Source organism: Psychrobacter muriicola 2pS (assembly GCF_904846535.1).
GTDB lineage: Bacteria > Pseudomonadota > Gammaproteobacteria > Pseudomonadales > Moraxellaceae > Psychrobacter > Psychrobacter aquimaris.
Genome location: NZ_CAJHBC010000003.1, coordinates 248609 through 272790 on the forward strand (window position 1 = coordinate 248609; position 24182 = coordinate 272790).

The 24182-nt window shown below is 43.0% G+C and carries 19 protein-coding genes, 1 tRNA gene and 2 pseudogenes; 11 read left to right on the forward strand and 11 right to left on the reverse strand.

From position 1 onward, the window contains the following. Window positions 1–101 precede the first annotated feature (101 nt). Together JMX93_RS05765 and JMX93_RS05770 are read left to right on the forward strand one after the other, a co-directional pair. Complete coding sequence (locus tag JMX93_RS05765) at window positions 102–1073, forward strand: TauD/TfdA family dioxygenase (protein ID WP_499204143.1); 972 nt, start codon at window positions 102–104, stop codon at window positions 1071–1073. Between the two features lie 77 nt (window positions 1074–1150). Continuing rightward, on the forward strand, window positions 1151–2002 hold the full coding sequence (locus tag JMX93_RS05770; protein ID WP_443540959.1) for an SDR family oxidoreductase: 852 nt from the start codon (window positions 1151–1153) through the stop codon (window positions 2000–2002). Window positions 2003–2177: 175 nt separating this feature from the next. Here JMX93_RS05770 and JMX93_RS05775 read toward each other — a convergent pair whose 3' ends face one another. Continuing rightward, window positions 2178–2405 carry a GlpM family protein gene (locus JMX93_RS05775; RefSeq protein ID WP_499204287.1) on the reverse strand — a complete coding sequence of 76 codons (228 nt, stop codon included), beginning with the start codon at window positions 2403–2405 and terminating at the stop codon, window positions 2178–2180. A gap of 124 nt (window positions 2406–2529) precedes the next feature. After that, window positions 2530–4203 (reverse strand): alpha-keto acid decarboxylase family protein, encoded by a 1674-nt coding sequence (locus tag JMX93_RS05780; RefSeq protein ID WP_499204144.1) that lies wholly within the window; start codon window positions 4201–4203, stop codon window positions 2530–2532. Between the two features lie 260 nt (window positions 4204–4463). On the opposite strand from JMX93_RS05780, the gene JMX93_RS05785 reads away from it, so the two are divergent. After that, window positions 4464–4538 (forward strand) — tRNA-Gly (locus JMX93_RS05785). A 563-nt stretch (window positions 4539–5101) separates the two neighbouring features. Here JMX93_RS05785 and rluF read toward each other — a convergent pair. The 6 genes from rluF to JMX93_RS05815 form a co-directional block, all read right to left on the reverse strand. Further along, complete coding sequence (rluF, locus tag JMX93_RS05790; protein WP_443214489.1) at window positions 5102–6100, reverse strand: 23S rRNA pseudouridine(2604) synthase RluF; 999 nt, start codon at window positions 6098–6100, stop codon at window positions 5102–5104. A 329-nt stretch (window positions 6101–6429) separates the two neighbouring features. Then, the gene (locus tag JMX93_RS05795) at window positions 6430–7143 is read right to left on the reverse strand and encodes a DarT1-associated NADAR antitoxin family protein (protein WP_198331453.1); all 714 of its coding nucleotides are present in this window, start codon (window positions 7141–7143) and stop codon (window positions 6430–6432) included. A gap of 144 nt (window positions 7144–7287) precedes the next feature. After that, on the reverse strand, window positions 7288–7992 hold the full coding sequence (locus JMX93_RS05800) for a hypothetical protein (RefSeq protein WP_499204145.1): 705 nt from the start codon (window positions 7990–7992) through the stop codon (window positions 7288–7290). A gap of 369 nt (window positions 7993–8361) precedes the next feature. Next, the gene (locus tag JMX93_RS05805; RefSeq protein ID WP_499204146.1) at window positions 8362–8946 is read right to left on the reverse strand and encodes a YqiA/YcfP family alpha/beta fold hydrolase; all 585 of its coding nucleotides are present in this window, start codon (window positions 8944–8946) and stop codon (window positions 8362–8364) included. 24 nt (window positions 8947–8970) lie between these two features. Next, a complete protein-coding gene (locus tag JMX93_RS05810) occupies window positions 8971–9861 on the reverse strand; it encodes a hypothetical protein (RefSeq protein WP_499204147.1) in 891 nt (296 codons plus the stop codon). A 704-nt stretch (window positions 9862–10565) separates the two neighbouring features. Further along, window positions 10566–11444 carry a LysR family transcriptional regulator gene (locus JMX93_RS05815; protein ID WP_499204148.1) on the reverse strand — a complete coding sequence of 293 codons (879 nt, stop codon included), beginning with the start codon at window positions 11442–11444 and terminating at the stop codon, window positions 10566–10568. 90 nt (window positions 11445–11534) lie between these two features. On the opposite strand from JMX93_RS05815, the gene JMX93_RS05820 reads away from it, so the two are divergent. Both JMX93_RS05820 and JMX93_RS05825 read left to right on the forward strand, forming a co-directional pair. Beyond that, the gene (locus JMX93_RS05820; RefSeq protein WP_499204149.1) at window positions 11535–11984 is read left to right on the forward strand and encodes a PACE efflux transporter; all 450 of its coding nucleotides are present in this window, start codon (window positions 11535–11537) and stop codon (window positions 11982–11984) included. 301 nt (window positions 11985–12285) lie between these two features. Then, on the forward strand, window positions 12286–12774 hold the full coding sequence (locus JMX93_RS05825; protein ID WP_499204150.1) for an META domain-containing protein: 489 nt from the start codon (window positions 12286–12288) through the stop codon (window positions 12772–12774). A 208-nt stretch (window positions 12775–12982) separates the two neighbouring features. Here the strand turns inward: JMX93_RS05825 and JMX93_RS05830 are convergent, their stop codons facing one another. Both JMX93_RS05830 and cynR read right to left on the reverse strand, forming a co-directional pair. Next, window positions 12983–13369 carry a DUF6122 family protein gene (locus JMX93_RS05830; protein ID WP_499204151.1) on the reverse strand — a complete coding sequence of 129 codons (387 nt, stop codon included), beginning with the start codon at window positions 13367–13369 and terminating at the stop codon, window positions 12983–12985. A gap of 47 nt (window positions 13370–13416) precedes the next feature. Continuing rightward, window positions 13417–14325, reverse strand: coding sequence for a transcriptional regulator CynR (gene cynR, locus JMX93_RS05835; RefSeq protein WP_499204152.1), 909 nt, complete (start codon window positions 14323–14325; stop codon window positions 13417–13419). Window positions 14326–14463: 138 nt separating this feature from the next. On the opposite strand from cynR, the gene JMX93_RS05840 reads away from it, so the two are divergent. The 6 genes and pseudogenes from JMX93_RS05840 to JMX93_RS05865 form a co-directional block, all read left to right on the forward strand. Continuing rightward, the gene (locus tag JMX93_RS05840) at window positions 14464–15126 is read left to right on the forward strand and encodes a carbonic anhydrase (protein ID WP_443214482.1); all 663 of its coding nucleotides are present in this window, start codon (window positions 14464–14466) and stop codon (window positions 15124–15126) included. Window positions 15127–15239: 113 nt separating this feature from the next. Next, on the forward strand, window positions 15240–15710 hold the full coding sequence (gene cynS, locus JMX93_RS05845; RefSeq protein ID WP_499204153.1) for a cyanase: 471 nt from the start codon (window positions 15240–15242) through the stop codon (window positions 15708–15710). A gap of 166 nt (window positions 15711–15876) precedes the next feature. Further along, window positions 15877–17088, forward strand: a complete 1212-nt coding sequence (locus JMX93_RS05850) for a CynX/NimT family MFS transporter (RefSeq protein ID WP_499204154.1) — start codon at window positions 15877–15879, stop codon at window positions 17086–17088. Window positions 17089–17158: 70 nt separating this feature from the next. Next, on the forward strand, window positions 17159–17686 hold the full coding sequence (locus JMX93_RS05855) for a GlcG/HbpS family heme-binding protein (protein WP_287045538.1): 528 nt from the start codon (window positions 17159–17161) through the stop codon (window positions 17684–17686). A gap of 514 nt (window positions 17687–18200) precedes the next feature. Beyond that, a pseudogene (locus JMX93_RS05860) lies at window positions 18201–21875 on the forward strand (ESPR-type extended signal peptide-containing protein); the annotation flags it as partial. Between the two features lie 66 nt (window positions 21876–21941). Continuing rightward, window positions 21942–22112 (forward strand): annotated as a pseudogene (locus JMX93_RS05865) (YadA-like family protein); the annotation flags it as partial. Window positions 22113–22453: 341 nt separating this feature from the next. On the opposite strand, the gene JMX93_RS05870 reads toward JMX93_RS05865, so the two are convergent. After that, window positions 22454–24139 carry an AMP-binding protein gene (locus JMX93_RS05870; protein ID WP_499204155.1) on the reverse strand — a complete coding sequence of 562 codons (1686 nt, stop codon included), beginning with the start codon at window positions 24137–24139 and terminating at the stop codon, window positions 22454–22456. Between the last annotated feature and the right edge of the window lie 43 nt (window positions 24140–24182).

Consider the following 24182-nt stretch of genomic DNA (forward strand, 5'->3'; position numbering starts at 1 on the left):
TTGACTGCTTAGATAATACATAAATAGACCAAAGCTAAATAGACCAAAGCTAGCCGTTAGCCTACATATATTTTTACCACTTATCGTTATAGGACAGTATTATGCAAACCACTCTGATGCCAAATAATTTGATAGAAAACGACCTGATACAAAGCAACTTGATAAAAAGTGACGTTATCGAACTTGACACTTTTGAGGCATCAGCCTCCCACGCGTCTGCCAATGTATCACTGCCTAAGACTTCTGATATTTTAACGGACTTAAAAATCCATGGTTGGACATTACTTCGGGGTTATCACTACGATGTAGAGACGTTTAGCCAGTTGATGAGTCAGCTATGTCAGACCTTAACCTACGACCCTGCTCGTCAAAACATTACCTCTGAAGCGCAAAAAGTGGATGCAGGTACGCATGCTATTGGACTGCATATCGAAAATGGTAACACGCCGATGCCGCCTGACGTCATTGCTTTTTTTAGTGAATTGAGCGCCAAAAAAGGCTCACAAACAACAATATGTGATGGACATGCTGTATATCAAGCACTATCACCTGAGCTAAAGGCCACCTTTAGTCAGCCGATGCGAATCAGTCGCTATTTGCCTCAAGCAATATGGCAAAATTATGTGGCTACTGCGACAGGCAGAACAGACGCCGATCAAATAAGCTTGGATGATTTAGATAAATTTATCACTGCGACGACGAGCAAGACATTAACGCATCATGTAGAGCCTCAGACAGATGGCGGCGTTCGGTACGTATTACAGATACCTGCAATTCGAGAGGACAACTTGAGAGGGCAACTTGCCTTTGCAAATACCTTACTTGGGCCATCATTTAACTATGAAAAACCTGAGTTCACCCTAGCAAATGGTCAACACGTTGATGATGCGCTCATAGATGAGCTGACTCAGCTCTGTGAAAAACACACTCAAGACATTGCTTGGCAAAATGGCGATGTGGTGATATTAGACAACAAACGCATCATGCATGGTCGTCGACAAATTGACGTACCTTTAACAGAGCGTAAGCTGTATATTGCAATGGGGCTTGGCATTAATTACTCAAACGATTAGCAACAGCGAATATCACTACAACCCGTGCTTCAATAATCCATGCTTTAATAATCCATGTTCAACAAGGATGCGATATCATGACATTACCTAACGGCCAATCAGACCTAACGCAGGCTACTCTGCAATACACCATGCTAATTGGTGCCACGGGTGGTATCGGACAAGAGATCGCACGGCAATTATGTGCCAATAATCGTCCTGTGATTTTGGTCGGGCGTAACAACCAGACCTTGACGCATTTGGTGGATGAGTTGGCCAAAGACTATCCGAATGTCCCGCTTCTGTCTCATACTTGTGACTTAAGCTCGCAGGCGTCGCAAACGCTACTGGTAGAGGGACTGGATGAAATGACACAAGGTCATGGAAACGTCATTGATACGGTCATACTCAATGCAGGTATCAATGACTTTGCATTACTCACGGATCAAAGTGATGACACGATCGAACAGATGATGTTGGTCAATGTGGCGTATCCACTACAGCTCATAAAAAGACTACTGCCTATCTTAATAGCGCAGCATAACCCGAGCCAAATAATCAGTGTTGGCTCAACCTTTGGCAGTATTGGCTATCCAGGTTTTAGTGCTTATAGTGCGAGCAAGTTTGCCTTACGCGGCGCAAGCGAAGCGTTAGGCCGCGAGTATGCCGACACCTCAGTGAAGTTTCGCTATTTTGCGCCCAGAGCCACCAAGACCACCATGAATAAAGATGCCGTCGTCGCAATGAATGAAGCATTGAAAGTGAAAATGGACTCGCCTGAGACCGTCGCAAAAGCGTTGATTAACTTTATATCAACCAATCAAGCGCATCAGCATTTGGGATTTCCAGAGCGCTTTTTTGCTTGGCTCAATCGATTGTTTCCAAACATCGTTGGTAATGCCATTGTCAAAGATCTACCCACCATAAAACAATATGCTAAAAAATCATGATAATCAGTAATCCCACTATCGTCAAAGATTAAGCATAACAGCAACAACGATACGCCCAAGCGTGCTTATAAAGTGCTTGCCATGATACTGGCAAAAATCAACAACGACCCTGCCAAGACAGCGTTGCTACTGTCCAAGCAACGACCCCTAATAATAGCGCCTTGTACAAGCGAATTTAGCTGATTCTAAAAAACACCACAAAAGTATAAATCAGATGCGGTATGACCCCGAGTATACTAAATATCAATGTGATTTTTAGATGAGCGAGACTACGCTCAGTACAACGATGAAATGACTGATCAAAGTAAACGTGAGAAAAAGTGGCGCAAGCGCAGCTAAATAGAAAAAAACTCGTTTGCGCAACCAGTTGAATCATCAAAACCATTAGAGCGCCAATAAGCATTTTTAGCCAAATCACGATGGTTATCTTTGCTTAGTTGGCCCCTATTATAAAAATAGTCAAAAAAAACCCATTTAGTCACGAAACTAAATGGGTTTTTGCTTTTATAATCAAAACTTAACAAATACTATGAATCGGCTTTCGGCTTAAGGGCGGCGCTGATATCAGCTAGTAATGGCGGAATATCATGCTTGTCTGCAATTACTTCAATCATCACAAGCTTATCGGTAGTAGCGGCTGCTTTGTCGAGAGCAGATTTTAGCTCGCCTGCTGTCTCTGCTTTGAGTAATAAGCTATTCGCTTCTGTCGCGCCAAACGCTTGCGGCATGATCTGCCAGTCACATTTAGGAATATCGTTGTAGTATTGGTTTTCACCATGAATCGCACGCTCTACCGTATAACCGTCGTTATTGATTAGCACAATCACAGGATTGATACGTTCTTTGATAATTACTGCTAGCTCTTGGATAGTCAACAATGCTGAGCCATCACCAATTAGTAAGACACTACGCTTATTCGGTGACGCAATGGCAGCGCCTAAACTGGCTGGCAACGTGTAGCCAATGGAGCCCCACATCGGCTGCCCATATGACGTTACCCCTTCTGGTAGACGCACATCACTGATACCAAAGTACGCAGTCCCTTGTTCAGAAAACACCAAGTTATTATGATCTAAGCGATCAGCGATAATGTGCCAAAGATCATCTTGGCGGATAGCTTCATCGTCTTTGCCATTCTGCTTATGCGGTTTAACCGGCTCACAAAAAGGTTTTGGCACAATATTGATACCAGAGGTCATCACTTCATGCACAGCCTGTAACGCATCCTTTAAAGCAATCGGTGCAAAATTCTTACCACTGATAGAGGCGCGCTCATAATGCAAATCAACCACGACATTTTCATCGATATCTTGGCTAAATCCTGCGGTGGTGGTATCGGTATATTGCACCCCTATTTTGATCAGACATTCGCACTTTTCTACTGCGTCTTTGACAACTGGACGCGAGGCAACACCTGCATAAGTGCCTGCCCAGCGATCGCTATTTTCATCAAGCAGCGTTTTGCCCCAAGATAGCGTGGTATAAGGCACATCTGTATCAGCAATTAAGGCTTTGAGCTGTGACTGTAGTCCCAAACGATGCACCATTAAATCTGCCATTAGCGTCGTGGTCTTATTTGGCAAAAATTCTGTGAGTGCTTGCTTAAAGTCCGATAAGGCTGCTTGGCTAGTGATGTCTTCTTGGCTATCATCAAGCTTAGTCGTCGGTGGGTAAATAGGCAGACGCGCAACATCAGGTGATAGCAGTAGATAACCTGGACGATGCTTTTTGAGAATCAAGCGAATCACTCTATCGATTTCTGATGCGGCATTTTCAGGCGTAATATGTGCGCGGGCTACCGTAACAGGCTCCACCATCTTGATAAAATGGTTAAATATGCCATCACCCAGCGTATGGTGAATGCGGCGCTTTGAGTCTTGTAATGCGGTACTTGGTGCACCCACGATGTGCAGCACTGGCGCGTACTCGGCAAAAGAGCCTGCGGTCGCATTAATCGCTGATAGTTCGCCTACACCAAAGGTCGTCACCATAGCCGCAAACCCGCGTTCGCGTGCGTAGCCGTCCGCAGCGTAACCCGCATTTAGCTCATTGGTGTTACCCACCCAGCGCAGCTTATCAGAGGCGAGGACATTGTCTAGAAAAGTTAAGTTAAAATCACCAGGTACGCCAAATATCTCAGATGCACCCGCTTCTGCGACACGATCAAACAAATAATCGGCGATGGTATATTGCTGACTCATTTTTTATCCTTATGACTTATCTTTGTAAGTATTGATAATGGTAAATGTAATTGAAGTTCAATTATAAAGTGCATCCCTGCCTATTTATGTAATACAAATCTTTTGGAATACATATCATAATAAACCGTTATAACATACATCCATGGCTAGAGAACATGCCTATTTTATTAACTTTACTTTTTTTCGTCATAAGTGTTGACAGACAAAAAAAACTGCGTATAATACGCCTTCATCAAATGACGATAGTTAATTGATAATTAGCGGGAATAGCTCAGTGGTAGAGCATAACCTTGCCAAGGTTGGGGTCGAGAGTTCGAATCTCTTTTCCCGCTCCAAATATGGCTCGTAAGAGTACTAAAAGCCTCACTCCTTAAATAGGAAGTGAGGCTTTTTTTTGTCCAGTTTTTGGGGTTTATAGTATATTTATCGAAATACCTTTTTGAATACAGTTAAGCCTAACTACTCAAAAAAAGGCTAGTTTTCATGGCGGTGCCCATTTGGTGCCCAAACTGTGCCCTACTCTAAAACCTCACATACATAACTGACCACAACCTAGCTATTTTTGGCTAAAAAACCATCATGACACCTAACCTAGTAAATTGGGCATTATGATGGTTTTTGAACCCAACCTCAATTCAGCAAAATCAATTAAAATTGCAGGATTAAAATGCATTTTATTTTTTAAAATATTATTAAAAATTGTGGCACCCATATTTATAATAATAGTGCCTAAAATTAATCTTTGTCTTAAAAGAGACTCCAACCTATTATTTGAGGCAAATTTCCACAAGTAAGTGCTTTTACTAACACAGCTTTTATATTAGCTAGCAGCCCCATATCACTTTATCTGCAGCATCTTTTAGCAGCTGTCCTAGTGAGCTGACCCTCATACACCAATCTATGGTTTTGAGGACCGCTGAGAACCTCGACCTTTTGAAGGACGCTTGCCATTTGTAGCAGACTTACCATTGCTCCCAGACTTCTTGCCACGACCGGTAGGACGCCCATCTTTACCTTTAGAACCCGCTGGTTTTCTGGCATCATCCTTGGAGTATTTGTTACGCCCCTTTGCTGCACCCGCTGATTTTGACGACGTTTTTGCTTTTGAAGAGGCATCAGTACGAGGTTTTTTTCGTGGCGCATTACGAGATTTCTTGCCCGAATTACTGTCTTGCGAAGAAGAGTCTTCTATAGATTTCAGTAAAACAGACAACTCTTTTTGAGTCAAATCGCGCCAATCTCCAACGGGAATACCTTTAAGACTCACATTCATAATCCGCGTACGCTCAAGCTTTACGACTTCGTAGCCAAAGTGCTCACACATACGACGAATTTGTCGGTTTAACCCTTGCACGAGCGTGATGTTAAACACATTGGGCGCTACCTTAGTCACAGGGCATTTTTTCGTCATTTTCCCCAACATAGGCACGCCACCAGCCAAACCCTCAATAAAACTATCCGTTATCGGCTTATTCACCGTCACCAAATACTCTTTCTCGTGATTATTGCCAGCACGTAATACCTTATTAACCAGATCGCCATTGTTGGTCAAAAAGATTAAACCTTGGGAATCTTTATCCAAACGGCCAATCGGGAAAATACGTAAACTATGTCTCACAAAATCGACAATGTTATTTTTCTCGGAGCTTTCCGTGGTACTCACAATGCCCACTGGCTTATTCAAGACAATAAAAACAAAATCATCTGCTTCTCGTGGCTCAATAAGCTGCCCGTTGACTTTTACCGCATCTCCAGCGACCACTTGATCACCCACCGAAGCACGCTTGCCATTGATGTACACATTACCTTGTTCAATAAAGCGGTCAGCGTCTCTTCGAGAGCAAATACCACTTTCGCTGATGTATTTATTTAAACGAGTCGAGGAAGCGTTAAACATAAAGCACCGTTTTACCTGATAAGAAGCCTTTTTTGCTAAAAAAAAAGCCTAAATTGAATGGATCATCAACAACGAAATAGCTCACATTATATAGGAAATACAATGAGCCTTTGAGGAGAGATGGGCAAAAACCTAGAAATATATCCAGAATCGTATAAATTGAGATGGCGTCGAAAGAGCTTCTTCATGATACCAAAGGTTCAAAAAACTTATACAAACTGAAAAGCGTAGGACGGATGAACGAAAAAACTACGATACAAAAGCCTTTGTATCGTAGTTTTAGGATAGTGAGTTACCTTCTTATTCCAAATTCAGCGCCGCTATAGCGATCAGATCCAACCCTCTTCCAAAAGCTGTTCAGTATTACTTATTTTGAATTCATGATATAGATTAAAAAATACCGCAGGGTCTTCAATGTTATCAAGCAACTCGCGTTTATTAAGCGCCACAAACATCGCCAGCGCATAAGCCGCACAATGGATCGTTTTTTTAGGATTAAATTCAAGATCTGTAAAGGCTTGATATTGCATAACTTCTTCATGCAGGTGCGGATTTTGCTTTAGAGCATTGACATAGAGCCAGTCATAAAATGTCGTCAATGGCTCTACGCTCCACTCCATGCCAAAATAATTATAGCCAATCAGTTCCCCCGAGGTCATTAATCGCTCGTCCTTTCTGGCTTGTCTTGGCGGCGCACTTAGCAAGTCAGTATAGGGACCACCATCCTCAAAAACCATACTGCTTTGAAAGGCATTTTCGACACTATACTGCTGCCCATCTTGTTCATTCGTTAGCTTTAAGCTCAATGGACTCAGCGGAAAACTCAATTTGTTGCCAGATTTACTCGATAACTCTAAGACGTGATTAAACCCATATTTTTTGCGAATGACTTGATGCATATCATTGATGGATTTTTTCTTCTGGCGACTAGCAAACCCCACATGCCGCTCAAACCTAACCATGTCTGTTTTTACCAAATTATCACTGTTGGTTCTCGGCATGAATACGGGTCTGTGTTCTACAGCATCTTGTCTTTGATCCACAGAATTCTGTGTTTGTTGCATAGCAATGTGCCTTATATCAATAGTCTTTTATAACTGATCTTGTATAAATGTTCTTGTATAACTGCTCTCATAAAAACTGACATTAAAACGTATTGTTTTGACATCAATTTTACTAATACCTACCTACTCAGCAGCATCTAATAACTTGTTAAGCGCCTCTACCATGGCATCATCTATGATACTGTCTTCCACATAGCTTATTATCTCGTCTATCGTAGTCAAATCCATTTCCCGAATACCTAAACTGGCTAGCTGTTCATTGATCGAGTCTAAACTGTCATTATCTTCAGTGTCGTCTAATAGATTCTCTTCAAATCTTCCTCTAACGAACCAGTACATTTTTTCTAGCACAGTTTCTTTTTTGGTTAAAGTAGAATAGCCATCACCATAAATAAACAAGTTGAAATGATAAGGTATCTCTACCTCATTAATGAAAAAAGTACGCTTACATTCTAGTGTATAGGCTTGAATGTCTTTGTCTTCAGCAGCTTCGTCATCTTTATTGCATTCATCATATTCAATCGCTTCCTCTATCAATCCACCTAGTATTTGATAGTCGCCTACTTTGACTTTATGGTTGTAAATGATAGAGGCGTCTGCGATTGCATCGAAAATAATGGCGCTAACATCCAAGGTGTGATTATCAATATCATAAAATGCTTTTAGCGCGGGTAAAAACTCAGTCAGCTTTTCTTCAGGCACTTGAATGAGAAACTGCTGCTCATATATTTTAATCATGTCTGCAGGCGCATAGGTATTGGCAGTATTGGTCTCGTTTCTACCAGTCGGCTGCAAAGGTACAAAATTATACGGGTTAGTATCAGTCATTTGGGACGGCCTTTTTATTTGGGTGTGCTTTGTTAAATTTTTAATGCTACCAATTGATGAGTGGTATATCACATCCTACTCACACTGCGGTAGATCATACTCGATTGTATCAACCATCTCATTACGCTGTTTAATGATAAGTTGATAACCATTAATCACGTCATTATACGGCAAGTGACCGTTATATTCTGCATAATGCGTAGCCAGACATTATTGAATCACCGACTCACACTTTGCCTCATTCATTTTGGCAATATTTTGCCAGTTGAAATGTTTGCTAAGTGATGATTGAACAACTTGGCAAACCCTTAAACCCACGATAGTTTTATATTAGCAATTAATAAGGCCTTACTTTAAGGCTGATTGTATTTAGTCTTCCCCATGATACGTCGCGTCATCCATCCAAACGATGGGGTCTTCGCACAGATGAACCAAGTGATACCAAATATCTTCGCTACGAGCGATACGGTGATGACCACGCTCAAAATATTCTACTTCCCAGCTTTCAGGCAAATTGACCAGTGTGCGTCTAGCGACTGCCACATCTAAGCACTCATCATCAACTTCAACCATGACTCGTACCATCTCAGTATTCGAGGTAGGAAATGACAATTTCATATCAGCCACTTTTGGTATGCGATCAGCTAAAACCTCACTGGGATAAATGCAAGGCGCAATCATTAGCGCACGCAAATTATATTTGTGGGCGAAATGATTGGCAAACCATGCGCCAAGTGAGTGTCCTGCTAAGACGACTCGCGGATGCTGCTGCATTTTTTCTTGGATTAATGTGTCATAAATATCGAAAATCTCGTTGAAATTCTCTCGATAATTGACAGTTTGGCAAGTTTTAGGTTCACGGCTAATACAGGTATATTTGCTGGTCTCATTGCTCGAATCTAGACCGTGAAAAAACAGTAAAAAGGTATTATTATTTTCAATAGGAAACATCATAGCGCTCTCCTTTAATTAACTATTTTATTTATTAACCGTATTTTTATGTCTCAACCATAGATCGTAAATGCGCTCAGCGACATCCATAGGAACCCTCGTATATCCAGCACCAAATGACACATCGTAGACCTCAGTCATCATCGCGAGAACCTCATTTGCGCTATCAGCGCCCTCCTTGATCAGCATGTTGGCTATTTGCTCTGCCTCACTGCTGTACTCATCCCAATTATCATTGTAATAACATCCCACAATACCAAAGTCATAACGATAGATCATATCGGTGATAGACCTCATCAAGCTCGCACTCGCATGGTCATAATGTTCCACCCATTGCTGGTATAACTGCTGACGTATGGGCAATACGCAAGGTAAAATAGGAAGATCTTGGGGTTCACTGAGCTTATCAGCACTCACCACCTGTGAAGGCTTAGTACCCTCCTCCCAGAGCAATGGAGAGGATGACGAAAACAAGCCTTTTTCGCACACATTCAAACGCCATACTCCCCACATCTCCTTGCTGGCACGACTCATGGTATACACAATGATTTGATTGATATAGTCACTATCATAGATGATATGTTGACGATCAATTCTCACGCCTTGCTTTGGCAAGACATCGGTATAAGTGAGGGATTTATCACGTTCATTTGGTTCGGCAGCAACCACCACCTCAGGGCAATCTAGGTCTCTCTTCATCAGCTCATAGGGAGCAACAAAGCTTAATGTCTCATCGCTGTTGTTCACAAAGTAAATATCATCTTCATAGTTATCGATAGACTCGTTATGCAGATAAAACAGCGGCGTCTTTTGCTTGGTTTGTAAATCATTTTGAATTAATTCAGGAAGTTCTGAGATACCTGACCAATTTAAATTATCGATACGTTTTGGTTCAAAAGCGAAATTTGTATTTGTCATAGTATTTTCCTTATTTTTTAATTTTTTATTTGATTCTCAGAGCAAATTTAAGTCAGCCGAGCTTGTCCGCCGCTTTTATAGCAACGTTAAAAAGTAAAATGAGTGAATGATAATTTTTTAGTGATTAACTAGGGCATGTTCTCATTTTGAAAATAATGATAAAAATGAGATAAATGGCAGCCAAACAAGAAAGAGAGCACAGATAATATCGAGATATTAACCAGATACTTTACGCAGTTTGCAAGCTTTAGCCATTTTTAGCCTAGTTAGGCGCTTTCATTCAGATTGAGGACATGCCCTAGACTTATTTTGACAATAAGAAGTCTATTAGCTTCATTTTCATTATGGCTATGATTTATTAGTAGTTTGGATTTAGTTGATTAGAAAAATAATGATTAATGCCAGCCAGAGTATTAATATTTAACAGCAATAGCGAAGTTATAGGGTGAAGCGTTGCGCCTCGAGGGTTAACTTTATGTTGCTGTTTTCCTGACTGAATAACGTCCTAACTCAGTAACTATAATATAAAAATCGAGAAAAATAAAGCGTCTAATAAGAGCCTGCGACAACTGCTGTCGCTCAGCTGTATCGTGTTTTTAAGTAAAAAACATACGCTGGACTGAAGCATAGTAGAACTTGACCACTAAAGCGTTTGTATTAAAAACCGTTCAAATTTATAACCTACTCAAATCTATAGCTTAATATCACTTATTTAGCGCAATCGCTGCCGATTTCAACCAAGCAGCAGCTTTACCTAATGGGCGCTGCTTGTGCCAAATAAGCTCCAAGGCCACTGGCCAATCATGATCGTCAAAATCTAATATTGGTGCGACCAAATAACCATTATCCAAGGCACTGGCGACTACATGCTCAGGCACAAACGCCCAGCCTAGATTGCGCTGTACCAGTTCAACGATAACCCACTGGCTCTCAACCCACCAAACATCCGCAGCTATTCGCAACCGCGCTTTTTCTTCGCTATGATTGCGAGTGGCGACCATCAATTGCCGATAGCGTTTCAACTCCTCCCACCCTACTGGCTGATGAGCTAGCTCATGTTCTGGTGCGCACACCATCTTTAATGACACCCAACCAAGCGCGTGAAAGTTTAATGCTGAAGGCAGTATTTCTTGACGCCACATAATGCCCAAATCAGCGCGGTCTTCTAACACCAAGCGGCTGACATCCTCCATCAATGGAAACAATAACTCGAGCTCCACACTGGGAAAACGTCTAGAAAACTCTTCCATGAGACTACCAAGTTGTGCTTCTGGATATAGCTCATCGACTGCCAGTACCAATCGGCTCTCTACTCCTTCGCCCAGACTTTTGGCCACCCCGCGAAAGTGTTCACAGCGCTCAAGTATCACTCGCGCCTCTACCAGTAAGCGTTCTCCAGCTGGCGTTAGGACTGGATAGCGTCCACTGCGGACAAATAAGCTGTTGTCTAAAGCAATTTCTAAATTTGACACTGCTGTGCTAATAGCAGACTGCGCTTTGCCTAGGTGACGGGCGGCGGCAGAAAAAGAGCCTGTCTCTACCGTGGCGACAAAGGCTTGCAGTTGCTCTAATGAAAGGCTCATCTATCTAAAAACCCTATAGGTTCTAACTTGGTTATAAGAGTTTAACAGATACAATAGCTGGATTAATAACTGATTCAATTAGGAAGCTTGATGCGTACCGTTAAAGATCGTATTCGCCATACTTTAGGTTTTGAGACAATAGGCTTAATCATATTTGTGCCGTTGGCAAGCTGGTTATTTGGCTTTGATATTCATTCGATAGGTCTCATTGCCGTGGTAGGCTCCATTATCGCGACGCTATGGAACTACTTTTATAACTTATTATTCGACCATTCCCTGCTAAAGCTGCGCGGCGATGTACATAAGACCGTTCCGATTCGGGTCTTACATGCCTTTTTATTCGAAGGGGGTCTATTGTTATTGTTCTTGCCGATGATTGCATGGTACTTAGGTATCAGCCTCTGGCAAGCCTTTATGATGGATATTACGATGGCTACCTTTTATCTGATGTATGCTTTCGTCTATAACTGGCTCTATGACAAGGCGTTCCCTATTTCGGCAAACCCTCTGTTATCCCAACGTAAGGATGTGGTCGCCTAATAGCACTTACCTTTTATAAAACGTTTTGCGTTAAACACGCCATATCTGATTTAACCAGTCATATGAATAATATTATTTATTGAGAGCAGCACATGCTGAATACTCAGCCTTTTAAAGACTTATCGATATAAAAACAACTTGGTATTTGAATGGTTACTGGTGCTTGTATCGCTATCATTGCTTTGTAATAATGCCTGCATCTGATAGTGTTTCATGTCAGTAATTGGGACAGCGAGCACGATAATGTTGAGATAAATACCTCTACATAATAATTGCAGCAATAAACAATAAAGGACTTTATATGAAAAATATAACCAAGGTAATGATGGTAGGCATTTTAGCAGTGGGTACATTGGCAGCAGGTTGTCAAACCACATCTACTCCAAGTGCACCAGTTACCCAGCCTATTACCTCTGATGCCTTGCAAGCCTATAATTGGCAACTCGTTGATGCCAAAAGCAGCAATGGTGACACCATCACCCCATTATTCTTTGATCCAACCAAACCATTAACCCTCAATTTTATGACGGAAAATGGGAGCAATATCGTTAGCTTTATGAATACTTGCAATAATATGGCTGCTCAATACAGCGTGGTAAATGGTGAGGTAAAAATAGGCCCAGTCAGAAGCACGAGAATGGCCTGCCCTGCACCACAAGCCAACTTTGATACCGCCACACTAGCAACAGTAAACGGTAAATATAGCATGAGCAAAAATGCCAATAATATGCCTGTATTGACCATTACCAATGCGAACCAAGTGGCGAATTTTAAAGCAGTCGCTAAATAATCATTGCCGAATAGATGGCTAAATAAGCCACTCAATAAAAAAGCCTCACTATTAATAAGTGAGGCTTTTTTTGTCTATATTTATCTTCTGTATGTTGACTTTATATTTAATATAGAAGCAATGGACTCAGCAAGTAGTGCGGCTTTTTTGGCAGATAATCCACTATAAATCTTGAATTAATAGGTATGCGGTAAAAAGTTAAAAAAGACTACTTGAACCTATCTGCCAACCATATGACAAGCTCACGAGCAGGCGCATTATCTAATGCTTGAGGCAAATAAACATACGTCATGACGCAGTCATTCAGATCTGTCAGCATATGCAAGACCAAACCCAAACCCATGATTCTATAAGGCTTAGGTAACATTAACATACCCACATATACTGCCATCGCATAATAACTGTGCAGCGGGTGAAAGTTAATACTACAGCGATTAGGCGAGAAGATAGGTGTTGCTAGTAGATGGTCCAAATCAACCAACATAGTGGCTAACAATATCAGATAAACCCTTTTATAGTCATTGCGAAAAAATACATAGGCGATGATAAAAGGCAGACCTAAATGAAAAAAATAGTGAATAAATGTTTGAAGCATTGACCTTTTTCCTATCTCATCGTGACCGTTCATTTTTTGAGTTTATTTTACTTGAAAAACAGTGCCTTGGATGCAACCGTGCTTGAGCAGACCTCATGTGCCAACGCAATAAATGCGTTGGTCGCTGCACTCTGATACGCGCCTTTTCGTTGCAATAATACCGCCGTACGCTGGAGTAAAGACGGCGCTAAGGTAATCGCCACCAGCTCATCATAGTTATGAGCGATGTTGGAGGGTAATAAGGTGGTCAGTTGGGTATGGCGAACAATTTCGATGACAGCGCTTAGCGAGTTTGCCTCCATCAATACGTTTGGCGCAATGTCATGCTGACGACAATAATGCTCAATCTGTCCGCGCGTGGCAAATTCACGACTCAGCAATACCAGCGACTGCGCGTGTAGTGTTGGCAAATCTATCGCCGCTTGCTTAGCAAGGACATTATGTTTACTAACAACCAATGCGAGCGTCTCTATCAGCAAGGTTTGTGTGTCGATATCGGCAGACTGTACATCTTCAAAAGCAATACCCACATCAAACTCATCATCAAGTATTTGCTTTTCCATCTGCTCCTGTGACATCTCCTGCACACTCAGCGTGAGACTCGGATAACGAGTATGAAACGCTTTAATTAAAGGTCCAAGCAAATAGGTGGTAAAGGTAGGCGTAATCGCAATCCGCAACGCGCCGCGACTGAGATCTTGCACGTCATGAATGGCGCGCCGTCCTTCCTCCAAATTCTGCAAGGCTCTATGAGCATAGCGTGCATAGACATCACCGGCATCGGTCAATGTGACACGGCGACCAGAGCGATCAAATAAAGTCGTGCCCAGACCTTCCTCCAACTGCTTAATCTGCTGTGATAACGCTGGCTGTGAGACATACAAAGACGCCGCTGCTTGGGTAAAGCTTTGGTACTCTGCCACTGCCAAAAAATACTTAATGTGTCGAAGAATCATGGGGCATCTCTTATGGATTAGGAGTCTATCAAGGTTTGATTATAAGTATTTCTTATCGATATTATAATATACCAGTATTTTACCTTATAACGATAGCGGAGTATCATTCCTTTTATCGACTCCACAGAGACCAACGCGATGAAAGATATTATTGAAGGTTTTCTAAAATTTCACAGTGACGCCTATCCCAAACGCGCCGATTTATTCAAAAACTTGGCGACCAAACAAAACCCACGCACGCTGTTTATTTCTTGTTCAGATAGCCGCTTGGTTCCCGAGCTCGTTACTCAACACGAACCCGGCGGTCTGTTTGTGATTCGCAATGCGGGCAACATTGTGCCCTCTTATGGTCCTGAGCCTGGCGGGGTATCCGCGTCAGTTGAGTATGCCGTTACCGCTTTGAAAGTCACGGATGTGGTGATTTGCGGACACTCTGACTGCGGCGCGATGACTGCGATTGCTAACTGCAGCTGCATGGATCATATGCCAGCGGTGGGCAGCTGGCTTCGCTACGCCGACTCAGCACGAGTTGTCAATGAAGCCCGTGACCACGTCAGTGATAGCGAGCGAGTCGCCTCTATGGTTCGTGAAAATGTCATCGCCCAAATCGAAAACATCAAAACCCATCCTTCGATACGTCTGGCACTAAGAGAAAATCGTTTAGCCCTACATGGTTGGGTCTACGATATCGAGTCCGGTGATATCGATGCCTTAGACGGCGCGACCAATGAATTTGTCTCATTGGCAACACACACTGAGGTTCGTGCTTATCCGCTAGCGCCACTTGCAGTCGCCGTTTAGAGTTGCATAACTGTCATTATCAATGATTATGAATAATCAGAAAATTAATTAACCTAAATGATTCGCCAGAGTCATTAACTCAATAACCATCAACAATCTTAAAAGGTATTATTATGATTCAGTCTCAAGTGCGCAACACTGCACGCCAAACATTAACGGATACCATCATTGCTGCCAAAGCGGCAAAAAACCTCTCCTTTGAGCAAATCGCCTCAGGCACAGGCTTGAGTGATGTCTTTGTTACCGCCGCCTTGCTGGGTCAGCATCCGCTACCTGCTGATGCCGCCCAAAAAGTTGGCGAAACTTTAGGGCTTGATGAGGACGCCATCGCTTTACTACAATGCATTCCATCACGAGGCAGCGTTGGTAGTGAGATTCCTACTGACCCGACGATCTACCGTTTTTATGAGATGATGCAGGTATATGGCACCACGCTAAAAGCCTTGGTTCACGAACAGTTTGGTGATGGTATCATCAGTGCCATTAACTTCAAAATGGATATCAAAAAAGTGGCTGACCCTGAAGGTGGCGACCGCGCAGTGATTACTTTAGATGGTAAATTCTTACCCTTCAAACCTTTTTAAATGGCAATTTTTTAAATGACGCTTTAAGTATAAATAGCAGTTTTATCAGCGGTTTTTAAAAATAGCACTTATTGAAAAAGTCGGCGTATAGTAACGTCGACTTTTTTGGCGACTCAGGCGGTGATTTTTTGGTACTGCCTGTCTTAATACGGATTTTACATTATTCATGAGTACCGATCATATCTCCTCCACGGCCCGTGCGTCGATGCTGACCTTGTTGTTTCCTATGCTGGTGATTGCTGGGTTAGCCATGACGCTGCGTCCGACCATTACTTCTACTGGTCCATTGCTGACAGAGATTCGCCTAAGTACAGCGATGGGTTTACAAGCTGCCTCATTATTGGTGGTGCTACCCATGCTATGTATGGGCATATTTCCGCTACTGTTGCCTTGGATTGGGCGACGATTTAGTGAAAGCGCATGGATCACAGGCGCTCTGTTGGCGATTGCCTTAGCGGGTTTATGGCGCTTGTGGTTAGACACCGGAGGGATGCTAATTGCCAGCGCCTTAGTAGGCGGTACGGGTATTGCCATCGTGCAAGCAATGGCGCCTGGTGTGGTCAAACGCTGGTATCCTGCGCGCGTGCCACTTGCTATGGGCGTTTACTCTGCCGCACTGATGACCGGTGGCGGGGTTGCCGCTATCTTGAGTCCGGTAGTCGCTCAACATTACGGCAGTTGGCAATCCGGTTTGGGTATTTGGCTGATAGTGCCAGTTTTTGCTCTCGTGCTATGGTGGCGTCGCCCCTCTGAGCAGATAGAAAATCGAGACGATGGGGTAAAAATCAACTTTTTTAGCAATCGCCGTGCTTGGCTACTGGCAAGTTATTTTGGTCTGGCGAACGCCGGATATGCTTGTATGATTGCATGGTTGCCAAGCTATGCGCAGACTTTGGGCTGGAGCGCGCAAAATAGTGGCGAGCTGATCGGTATCATGACGATTTTTCAGGTCATTGGTGCGCTTGTTATTCCAATGTTGTCTGCCCATCGTCTCGACCGTCGTCCTTGGTTATTTTTTGCCGTAGGGATACAGATCGCTGGATTTATAGGTTTGATTACAATGCCGACAACTTTGCTAATCTTGTGGGTTGCCTTGATTGGCTGTGGTCTTGGTGCCTGCTTTTCATTGACATTGACCGTCGCGCTAGATCACTTGTCCAAGCCTAAACTCGCTGGGGCACTGGCAGCATTTGTTCAAGGCATTGGCTTTATTATTACCGCCATCGCGCCTTATGTCGCAGGTGTGCTACGCGAGTCGACTGGGAGTTTTGAAGCGGTTTGGTGGATGCTATTAATCAGCCTTATCGGCATGCTGTTTGTCACCATCAAGTTTGCCCCAGCAAGTTATCATCAGGCGATTGGCTTGTCTAAGCTTTGATTCAGGCATATTAAGTCACGTCATACGATATTAAAAATAACCTCAAGGACTAACTATGAAAGGACTGATTATGAAAAAACTCGTTATCTATGCCGCGCTTGCAACCTCACTGTTGTCCATCTCCGCGTGTGCCAACACCTCGCAGTATCAAGCGATGAAACCAAACGTAGTAACCCAAGGAGCAGATGTGGCAACCATTCCATTATTGACCGGCGAGATGGCACAAAACATGGTGAATGCCGCCGCATTAGAAGCCAAAAACAACAATTTAATGGTGTCCGTCACCGTCGTTGATGCCTCCGGACAAACCTTAGCAGTGCTCAGAGATCACCGCGCAGGCGTGCATACCGTGCGTGCTAGTTATAAAAAAGCCTACACGGCAAACTCACAAAAAAGAGAAACGGCGGTCATCGCCAAAGGCATCAAAGACGGCACGATTCCTGAAGACCTACGCTATCTTGATGAAAATATCCTTATCTTAGATGGCGGCGTGCCCATTTATATCGATGGCATCGTAGTCGGCGGTATCGGGGTGGGCGGCGCACATGGCAGCGAAGACGTACACATTGCCAAAGCGGGTCTAAAAGCATTAGAGTAGCACGGACTAAAGCACAGCGGGTAAAGAAGCGGTATCAGAGTATGGAGGCGATACTGATGGGCTGAGCAGATTTATGAGTATATGATTGAAGCGACTATTGATGCCCTTAAAACCTTAGTCGCAAGGCAACGTCGTTGGAGTTTTTTAAGGGGCATACACGTATACATAAGCTTGGGTGGTTATTGGAATCAAGATCATATATCTCTTTGAAGTTATGACAAGCTAAACAGTATCTTAGATGCATAAGGTTATTTAAGTAGATAAAATAACTATTTCAGTCTTAAGTGAGGAGTACAGTAGTCAAATTTATGACGTTTTTGGGATAAAAATATCAGTTTAAGCTTTAACAATAATTTTATTATTAATTCTGCTTTTCACATGTATACTGATTATTACCTTATAAACCTTTGTATATTCAATGGTTTACAAAAAACACCCAAAACAGCAGGCTAAAGTTTTAACGAATTAGAGATTTTTCTTTTGATTTAATTCAGAGAGCCTAAGGAGTTAACAAATGAACAAAGTCTATCGTGTGGTATGGAACGCAAGATTAGGTGTATGCATAGCCATTTCTGAACTCACTAAAAGCACACCTAAAAACACTAAAACCGTATTTACGTCAGCATATTCTGTGCCTGATGCCTCAAGTAAAAATCCTCTCGTTTCAACTTTCTTTTTTACCTCTCGCCTGTTGCCATCTTTGGTTGGTTTGATAATGGGTACCAGCATATTATTAAGTACCACTCAAGCGATAGCAGCTCCGGGGATGGATTCGCTTGCCGCCGGTGTGGGTGCAGAGTCTACAGGGGTGCAGTCACTCGCAGCCGGCGTTAATGCCCTATCTTCAGGTGAAAGGTCGCTTGCCGCAGGTGTTGGTGCGGTATCGTCAGGAGGCAATTCGCTTGCCGCTGGTGTTGATGCCATATCATCAGGTAATTTTTCGCTCGCTGTGGGTTCTGGTGTTGAGTCTGCAGGTACGACCTCTGTCGCTATCGGTTTTGGTTCAGAGTCTAAAGCGGCCAGTTCGCTCGCTATAGGTCAGTTTTCACAGTCTTTAGGAGACAGTTCGATCGCTGTAGGATCTGCTGCCGTATCTTCAGGAGCCAGTTCGATCGCTATAGGTCAGTTTTCACAGGCTACTGCTGATAACTCTGTTGCATTGGGACAAGGTAGCATCGCTGATGGTTCCACATTAAGTACAGCAGCTTATCAACCATTAGACGCTGATGGTAATGCCATCCCTATTAGCCTTGGCACCGCAACCAGTGAAGTTAATATTGGTGACCGACGTATGACCGGTGTGGCTGCAGGTGCTACCGATACTGATGCAGTGAACGTCTCACAGCTGAAGGCTGTTAACACCAGCTTAACTGCTAACACCAACAATATCAGCACCGCTCAAAATCAGATCAACCAAGGCCTCATACTCAGCTTTAATGGCGATGAAAGAACCTACCAGTTAGGTGGCACCATTGGGCTGACCACTGATAGTAATATCCTCACGACCGCGACGACTGACGGGGCTAACTTTGCCTTAAACCCAAATATTAACTTGGGCGCAGCAGGTAGCGTGACCACAGGCGCGACGATCACTGACAATAATGGCTTAACCATTACTGGCGGACCTAGTGTCACCACCAGTGGTATCAATGCAAACAACTCTATTATTACTCAGGTTAAAGCGGGTGTTGATCCTACTGATGCCGCTAATGTCGGTCAAATTACGACCGCTACTGCTGCCGCTAAATCAGAAGTTGCTGCTGGTACTAACCTCACCAACGTGCTTAAGACTACTGGCGCTAATGGCCAAGATATTTATACGATTAATGCCAATGGCACCACGGCTTCTGCTGGTTCCAACGCATTAGAGGTGATTGCTGGCAATAAAGATACTGATAATGTAACGGATTATGCCATTGACTTAAGCCAAGAAACAAAGGCAAGTTTGGTTAAGGCTGACAACTCAGTACAGTATGACAATCCTGCTAAGACCAGTGTCACCTTGGGTGGTGCAGACGCCTCTATTCCAGTGAAACTTACCAATGTCGCTGATGCTGAACTAAGTACCACATCAATGGATGCGGTTAATGGCAGCCAATTGTTTGAAACTAACAGAAATATCAGCACTGCTCAAAATCAGATCAACCAAGGCCTCACACTCAGCCTTAATGGCGATGCAAGAACCTACCAGTTAGGTGACACCATTGGGCTGACCACTGATAGTAATATCCTCACGACCACGACGACTGACGGGGCTAACTTTGCCTTAAACCCAAATATTAACTTGGGCGCAGCAGGTAGCGTGACCACAGGCGCGATGATCATTGACAATAATGGCTTAACCATTACTGGCGGACCTAGTGTCACCACCAGTGGTATCAATGCAAACAACTCTATTATTACTCAGGTTAAAGCGGGTGTTGATCCTACTGATGCCGCTAATGTCGGTCAAATTACGACCGCTACTGCTGCCGCTAAATCAGAAGTTGCTGCTGGTACTAACCTCACCAACGTGCTTAAGACTACTGGCGCTAATGGCCAAGATATTTATACGATTAATGCCAATGGCACCACGGCTTCTGCTGGTTCCAACGCATTAGAGGTGATTGCTGGCAATAAAGATACTGATAATGTAACGGATTATGCCATTGACTTAAGCCAAGAAACAAAGGCAAGTTTGGTTAAGGCTGACAACTCAGTACAGTATGACAATCCTGCTAAGACCAGTGTCACCTTGGGTGGTGCAGACGCCTCTATTCCAGTGAAACTTACCAATGTCGCTGATGCTGAACTAAGTACCACATCAATGGATGCGGTTAATGGCAGCCAATTGTTTGAGACTAACAGCAATATCAGCACCGCTCAAAATCAGATCAACCAAGGCCTCATACTCAGCTTTAATGGCGATGAAAGAACCTACCAGTTAGGTGGCACCATTGGGCTGACCACTGATAGTAATATCCTCACGACCGCGACGACTGACGGGGCTAACTTTGCCTTAAACCCAAATATTAACTTGGGCGCAGCAGGTAGCGTGACCACAGGCGCGACGATCACTGACAATAATGGCTTAACCATTACTGGCGGACCTAGTGTCACCACCAGTGGTATCAATGCAAACAACTCTATTATTACTCAGGTTAAAGCGGGTGACGTTTCAGCAGCATCGAAAGACGCTATTAATGGTAGTCAGCTATATTCATTAGGAAACAATGTCACCAATATATTTGGTGGCAATGCAGAATATGCTAATAATACAATTTCATGGAGCAACATTGGTGGTACAGGTCAAAACACCATTGATAAGTCTATCGAGTATATTAACAAACAGGCTGCAAACGCAAACCAAGGCTGGACAGTAACGACAGACTCGGGCAATGCTGCAACCAGCACAATCAAACCTGGAGATAATTTAAACATCAAAGGCGATGCTGTTAGCGGAGTGACTGTCACAAACAATAACAATAATATCTCTATCGGACTGGGCAGCCAAGTAACCATTGGTAATGGCAGTAATGCAGTGGTCATTAATGGCGATGATAGTGCAATCAATGTCGGTAATATTAATATCGATGGAGTGGCAGGTAATCTTACTGCCGGTCAAGTTGCAGTTAATGGTAAAGAAGGTACAGTAAACGGCCTGACCAATACCACTTGGAATCCAAATAGCATTGTCTCTGGGCAAGCAGCAACGGAAGACCAGTTACAACAAATTGTGCGTGATGCAGCAACGGCAGCGAAATCCAAAGTATCAGCTGGTAGTAATATGACAGTGACACCCACTCAAAATTCAGATGGTAGTTATGATTATCAAGTAGCCACTAAAAAGGATGTCAGTTTCGATTCGGTTCAGGTTGGTAACGTTTCAATTAATGCATCTGGAATCAATGCAGGTGACAAGAAAGTGGGAAATGTTTCTAACGGTGCCATTAACTCAACATCTAAAGATGCCGTGAATGGCTCGCAGTTGTATACGAATAATACCGATATTTACAGCTATTTTGGTGGTGGTGCAAATTATGATACTAACACAGGACCTGCTTATGCAGTTAATGGAGGGTCGCAGAGCAACGTTGGTGATGCACTTAATGCTTTAGATAATCGAGATAATCAGTTGGATAATAAAATTACCAATTTAGGTGACCAATTCCAACAGATATCTTATGTCACAAACGAACGAATCGATAATGTAGAAAAAAATGCTAATGCAGGTATTGCGGCAGCAATCGCATTAGAAACGGCACCCTACATTGCAGGCAAATATACTTATGCCGCCGCTGCCGCTTACCATGGTGGTGAAAATGCACTTGGTATCAGCTTGCGTAAAACAGCAGACAATGGACGTTGGTCATTAACTGGTGGTATTGCGGCTGCCTCGCAAGGTGACCCAAGCGTACGTATTGGGATTAGCGGTGTCATAGACTAGAATTTGTTAATTTTTCAGTATTAATACTTTATAATTTAGGTACGCGTTGGAGTTTTAGCACAGTTATTTTCAGTCATTACGCCAGCGTATTCTAATCAGCTTAGTCGTATAGACACAATTAAGGCCTCATTTAATACCATTAAATGAGGCCTTACGGAAATATCTGGTAATCAATCATTTGCATTTTCAGACGGTATAAACTAACCGTGAGCGTTGTTGATTGGAGGCGGTAAATTGTATCAAGACCTTTTACTCTAATTGAATGTTGGTATGAATCATGGTTATTGGTGACTAATTATTGCGACTGATGATGGTCATGCAATGTTTCTCTTGAGTAGTCGTTACGCTTCATGAGCCAATTTTCTAAGCTTGTGACGCAGTATTTTGCCGACAGTCGATTTAGGTAACTCGTCTATGAATTCGATATGACGCGGGCATTTATAGGCGGCTAGATTTTCTTGGCACAGCGCTTTAATATCATCCTCATTTAAGCTGTCATCAGATTTTACAACGTAGGCTTTGACCGACTGACCCTGCAACTTATCATCGATACCAACCACCGAACATTCGGCAACCTTAGGATGCTCCTCGATGATGTTTTCTACTTCGTTAGGATAAACATTGAAACCACTGACGATAATCATGTCTTTTTTACGGTCATATATTTTGATAGTGCCCTGCTCATTCATAGATGCAATATCACCTGTTTTTAAGTAACCATCAGCGGTAAAAAACGTGGCACTGTCAATATTATGATAATGAGTAATGACGTTATCACCTTTGATGCACATCTCACCAATTTCATTGATAGCGAGGATATTTCCATCGTCATCACGGATACTGATATCGACACTAGGCAGTGGTAACCCTACATTGCTACTATATTCCGTGCCATTAAATGGATTGGCGGTACCCACGCCTAGCGTCTCAGACATACCCCAGCCTTCGAGGATAGGTAGACCCGTGACTTCACGCCAGCGCTTAGCAGTTTCAGGGGTCGCTGCCATACCACCGACTAGGGTCAATTTACATTGCGAAAAACCCAGCTCCTTAAACTTAGGGTTCATCAGCAGTGCTTGGAACAAAGTATTAACGCCAGGCAATAGATGGAACGGACGCTTGCGCAATATCTTGATAAACCCTTCAATATCACGTGGATTGGTGACTAATGTGAGATGCTGACCCATACTCAACCCAACTATTGAGCAGATAAACGCATAGATATGATACAGAGGTAGAGCAACAATGGTATTTATTTGGGTGCTATCAGACATGGTGCCATAGACTGGCTTGAACCATTCGACGAACTGGTAAGTGGCGGCCACAACATTACGATTGGTAATCAAAATACCTTTGGCAACACCTGTCGTACCTCCGGTATATTGCAACATCAATACATCGTTCGCCTGAATAACAGGACGAGAATAGCTTAAATTTTTGCCTTGTTTTAAGACTGCTTTATAGCGGGTCACGGTATAATGAGAATTGGATTTCAATTGATAACTGGGAATGGCTTTTTTGACAGTTTTGGCAGCAATATTGACAAGAGTACCTTTCACTACACCTAACATATCGCCAATCTTGCTGATGACCACGGTTTTGACAAGCGTGTCTTTGATGATTTTCTCTAATGTTTTGCAAAATGGTTCTAAAATAAATAGTACAGCGGTATCTGAGTCAGCCAATTGATGTCTCAATTCACGAGGGCTATACAGCGGATTGATGAGCGTTGCGACCATACCCGAGCGAATTATCCCTATGACAATAGGCAGATACTGGTTGATGTTGGGCATCATTATGCCTATCACCGAGCCTTTTTCTAAACCCAGACTTTGAATCCAAGCCGCAATAGCCAATGATAGGCTATCTACTTGCCCATAAGAATAAGTGACACCCATGTTGGTGATAAATTCATGGCTGGCATATTCTGTTAATTTGTCATCAAACATGTCAATCACTGTATTATGCGGCGGCTCTATCTGTGCCTTTACCCCTTTAGGATAATGCTGCGTCCAAAACTGATCCATAATTTACCTTCCTTGGTAATTCATTTATGAAAGACTCCATGGT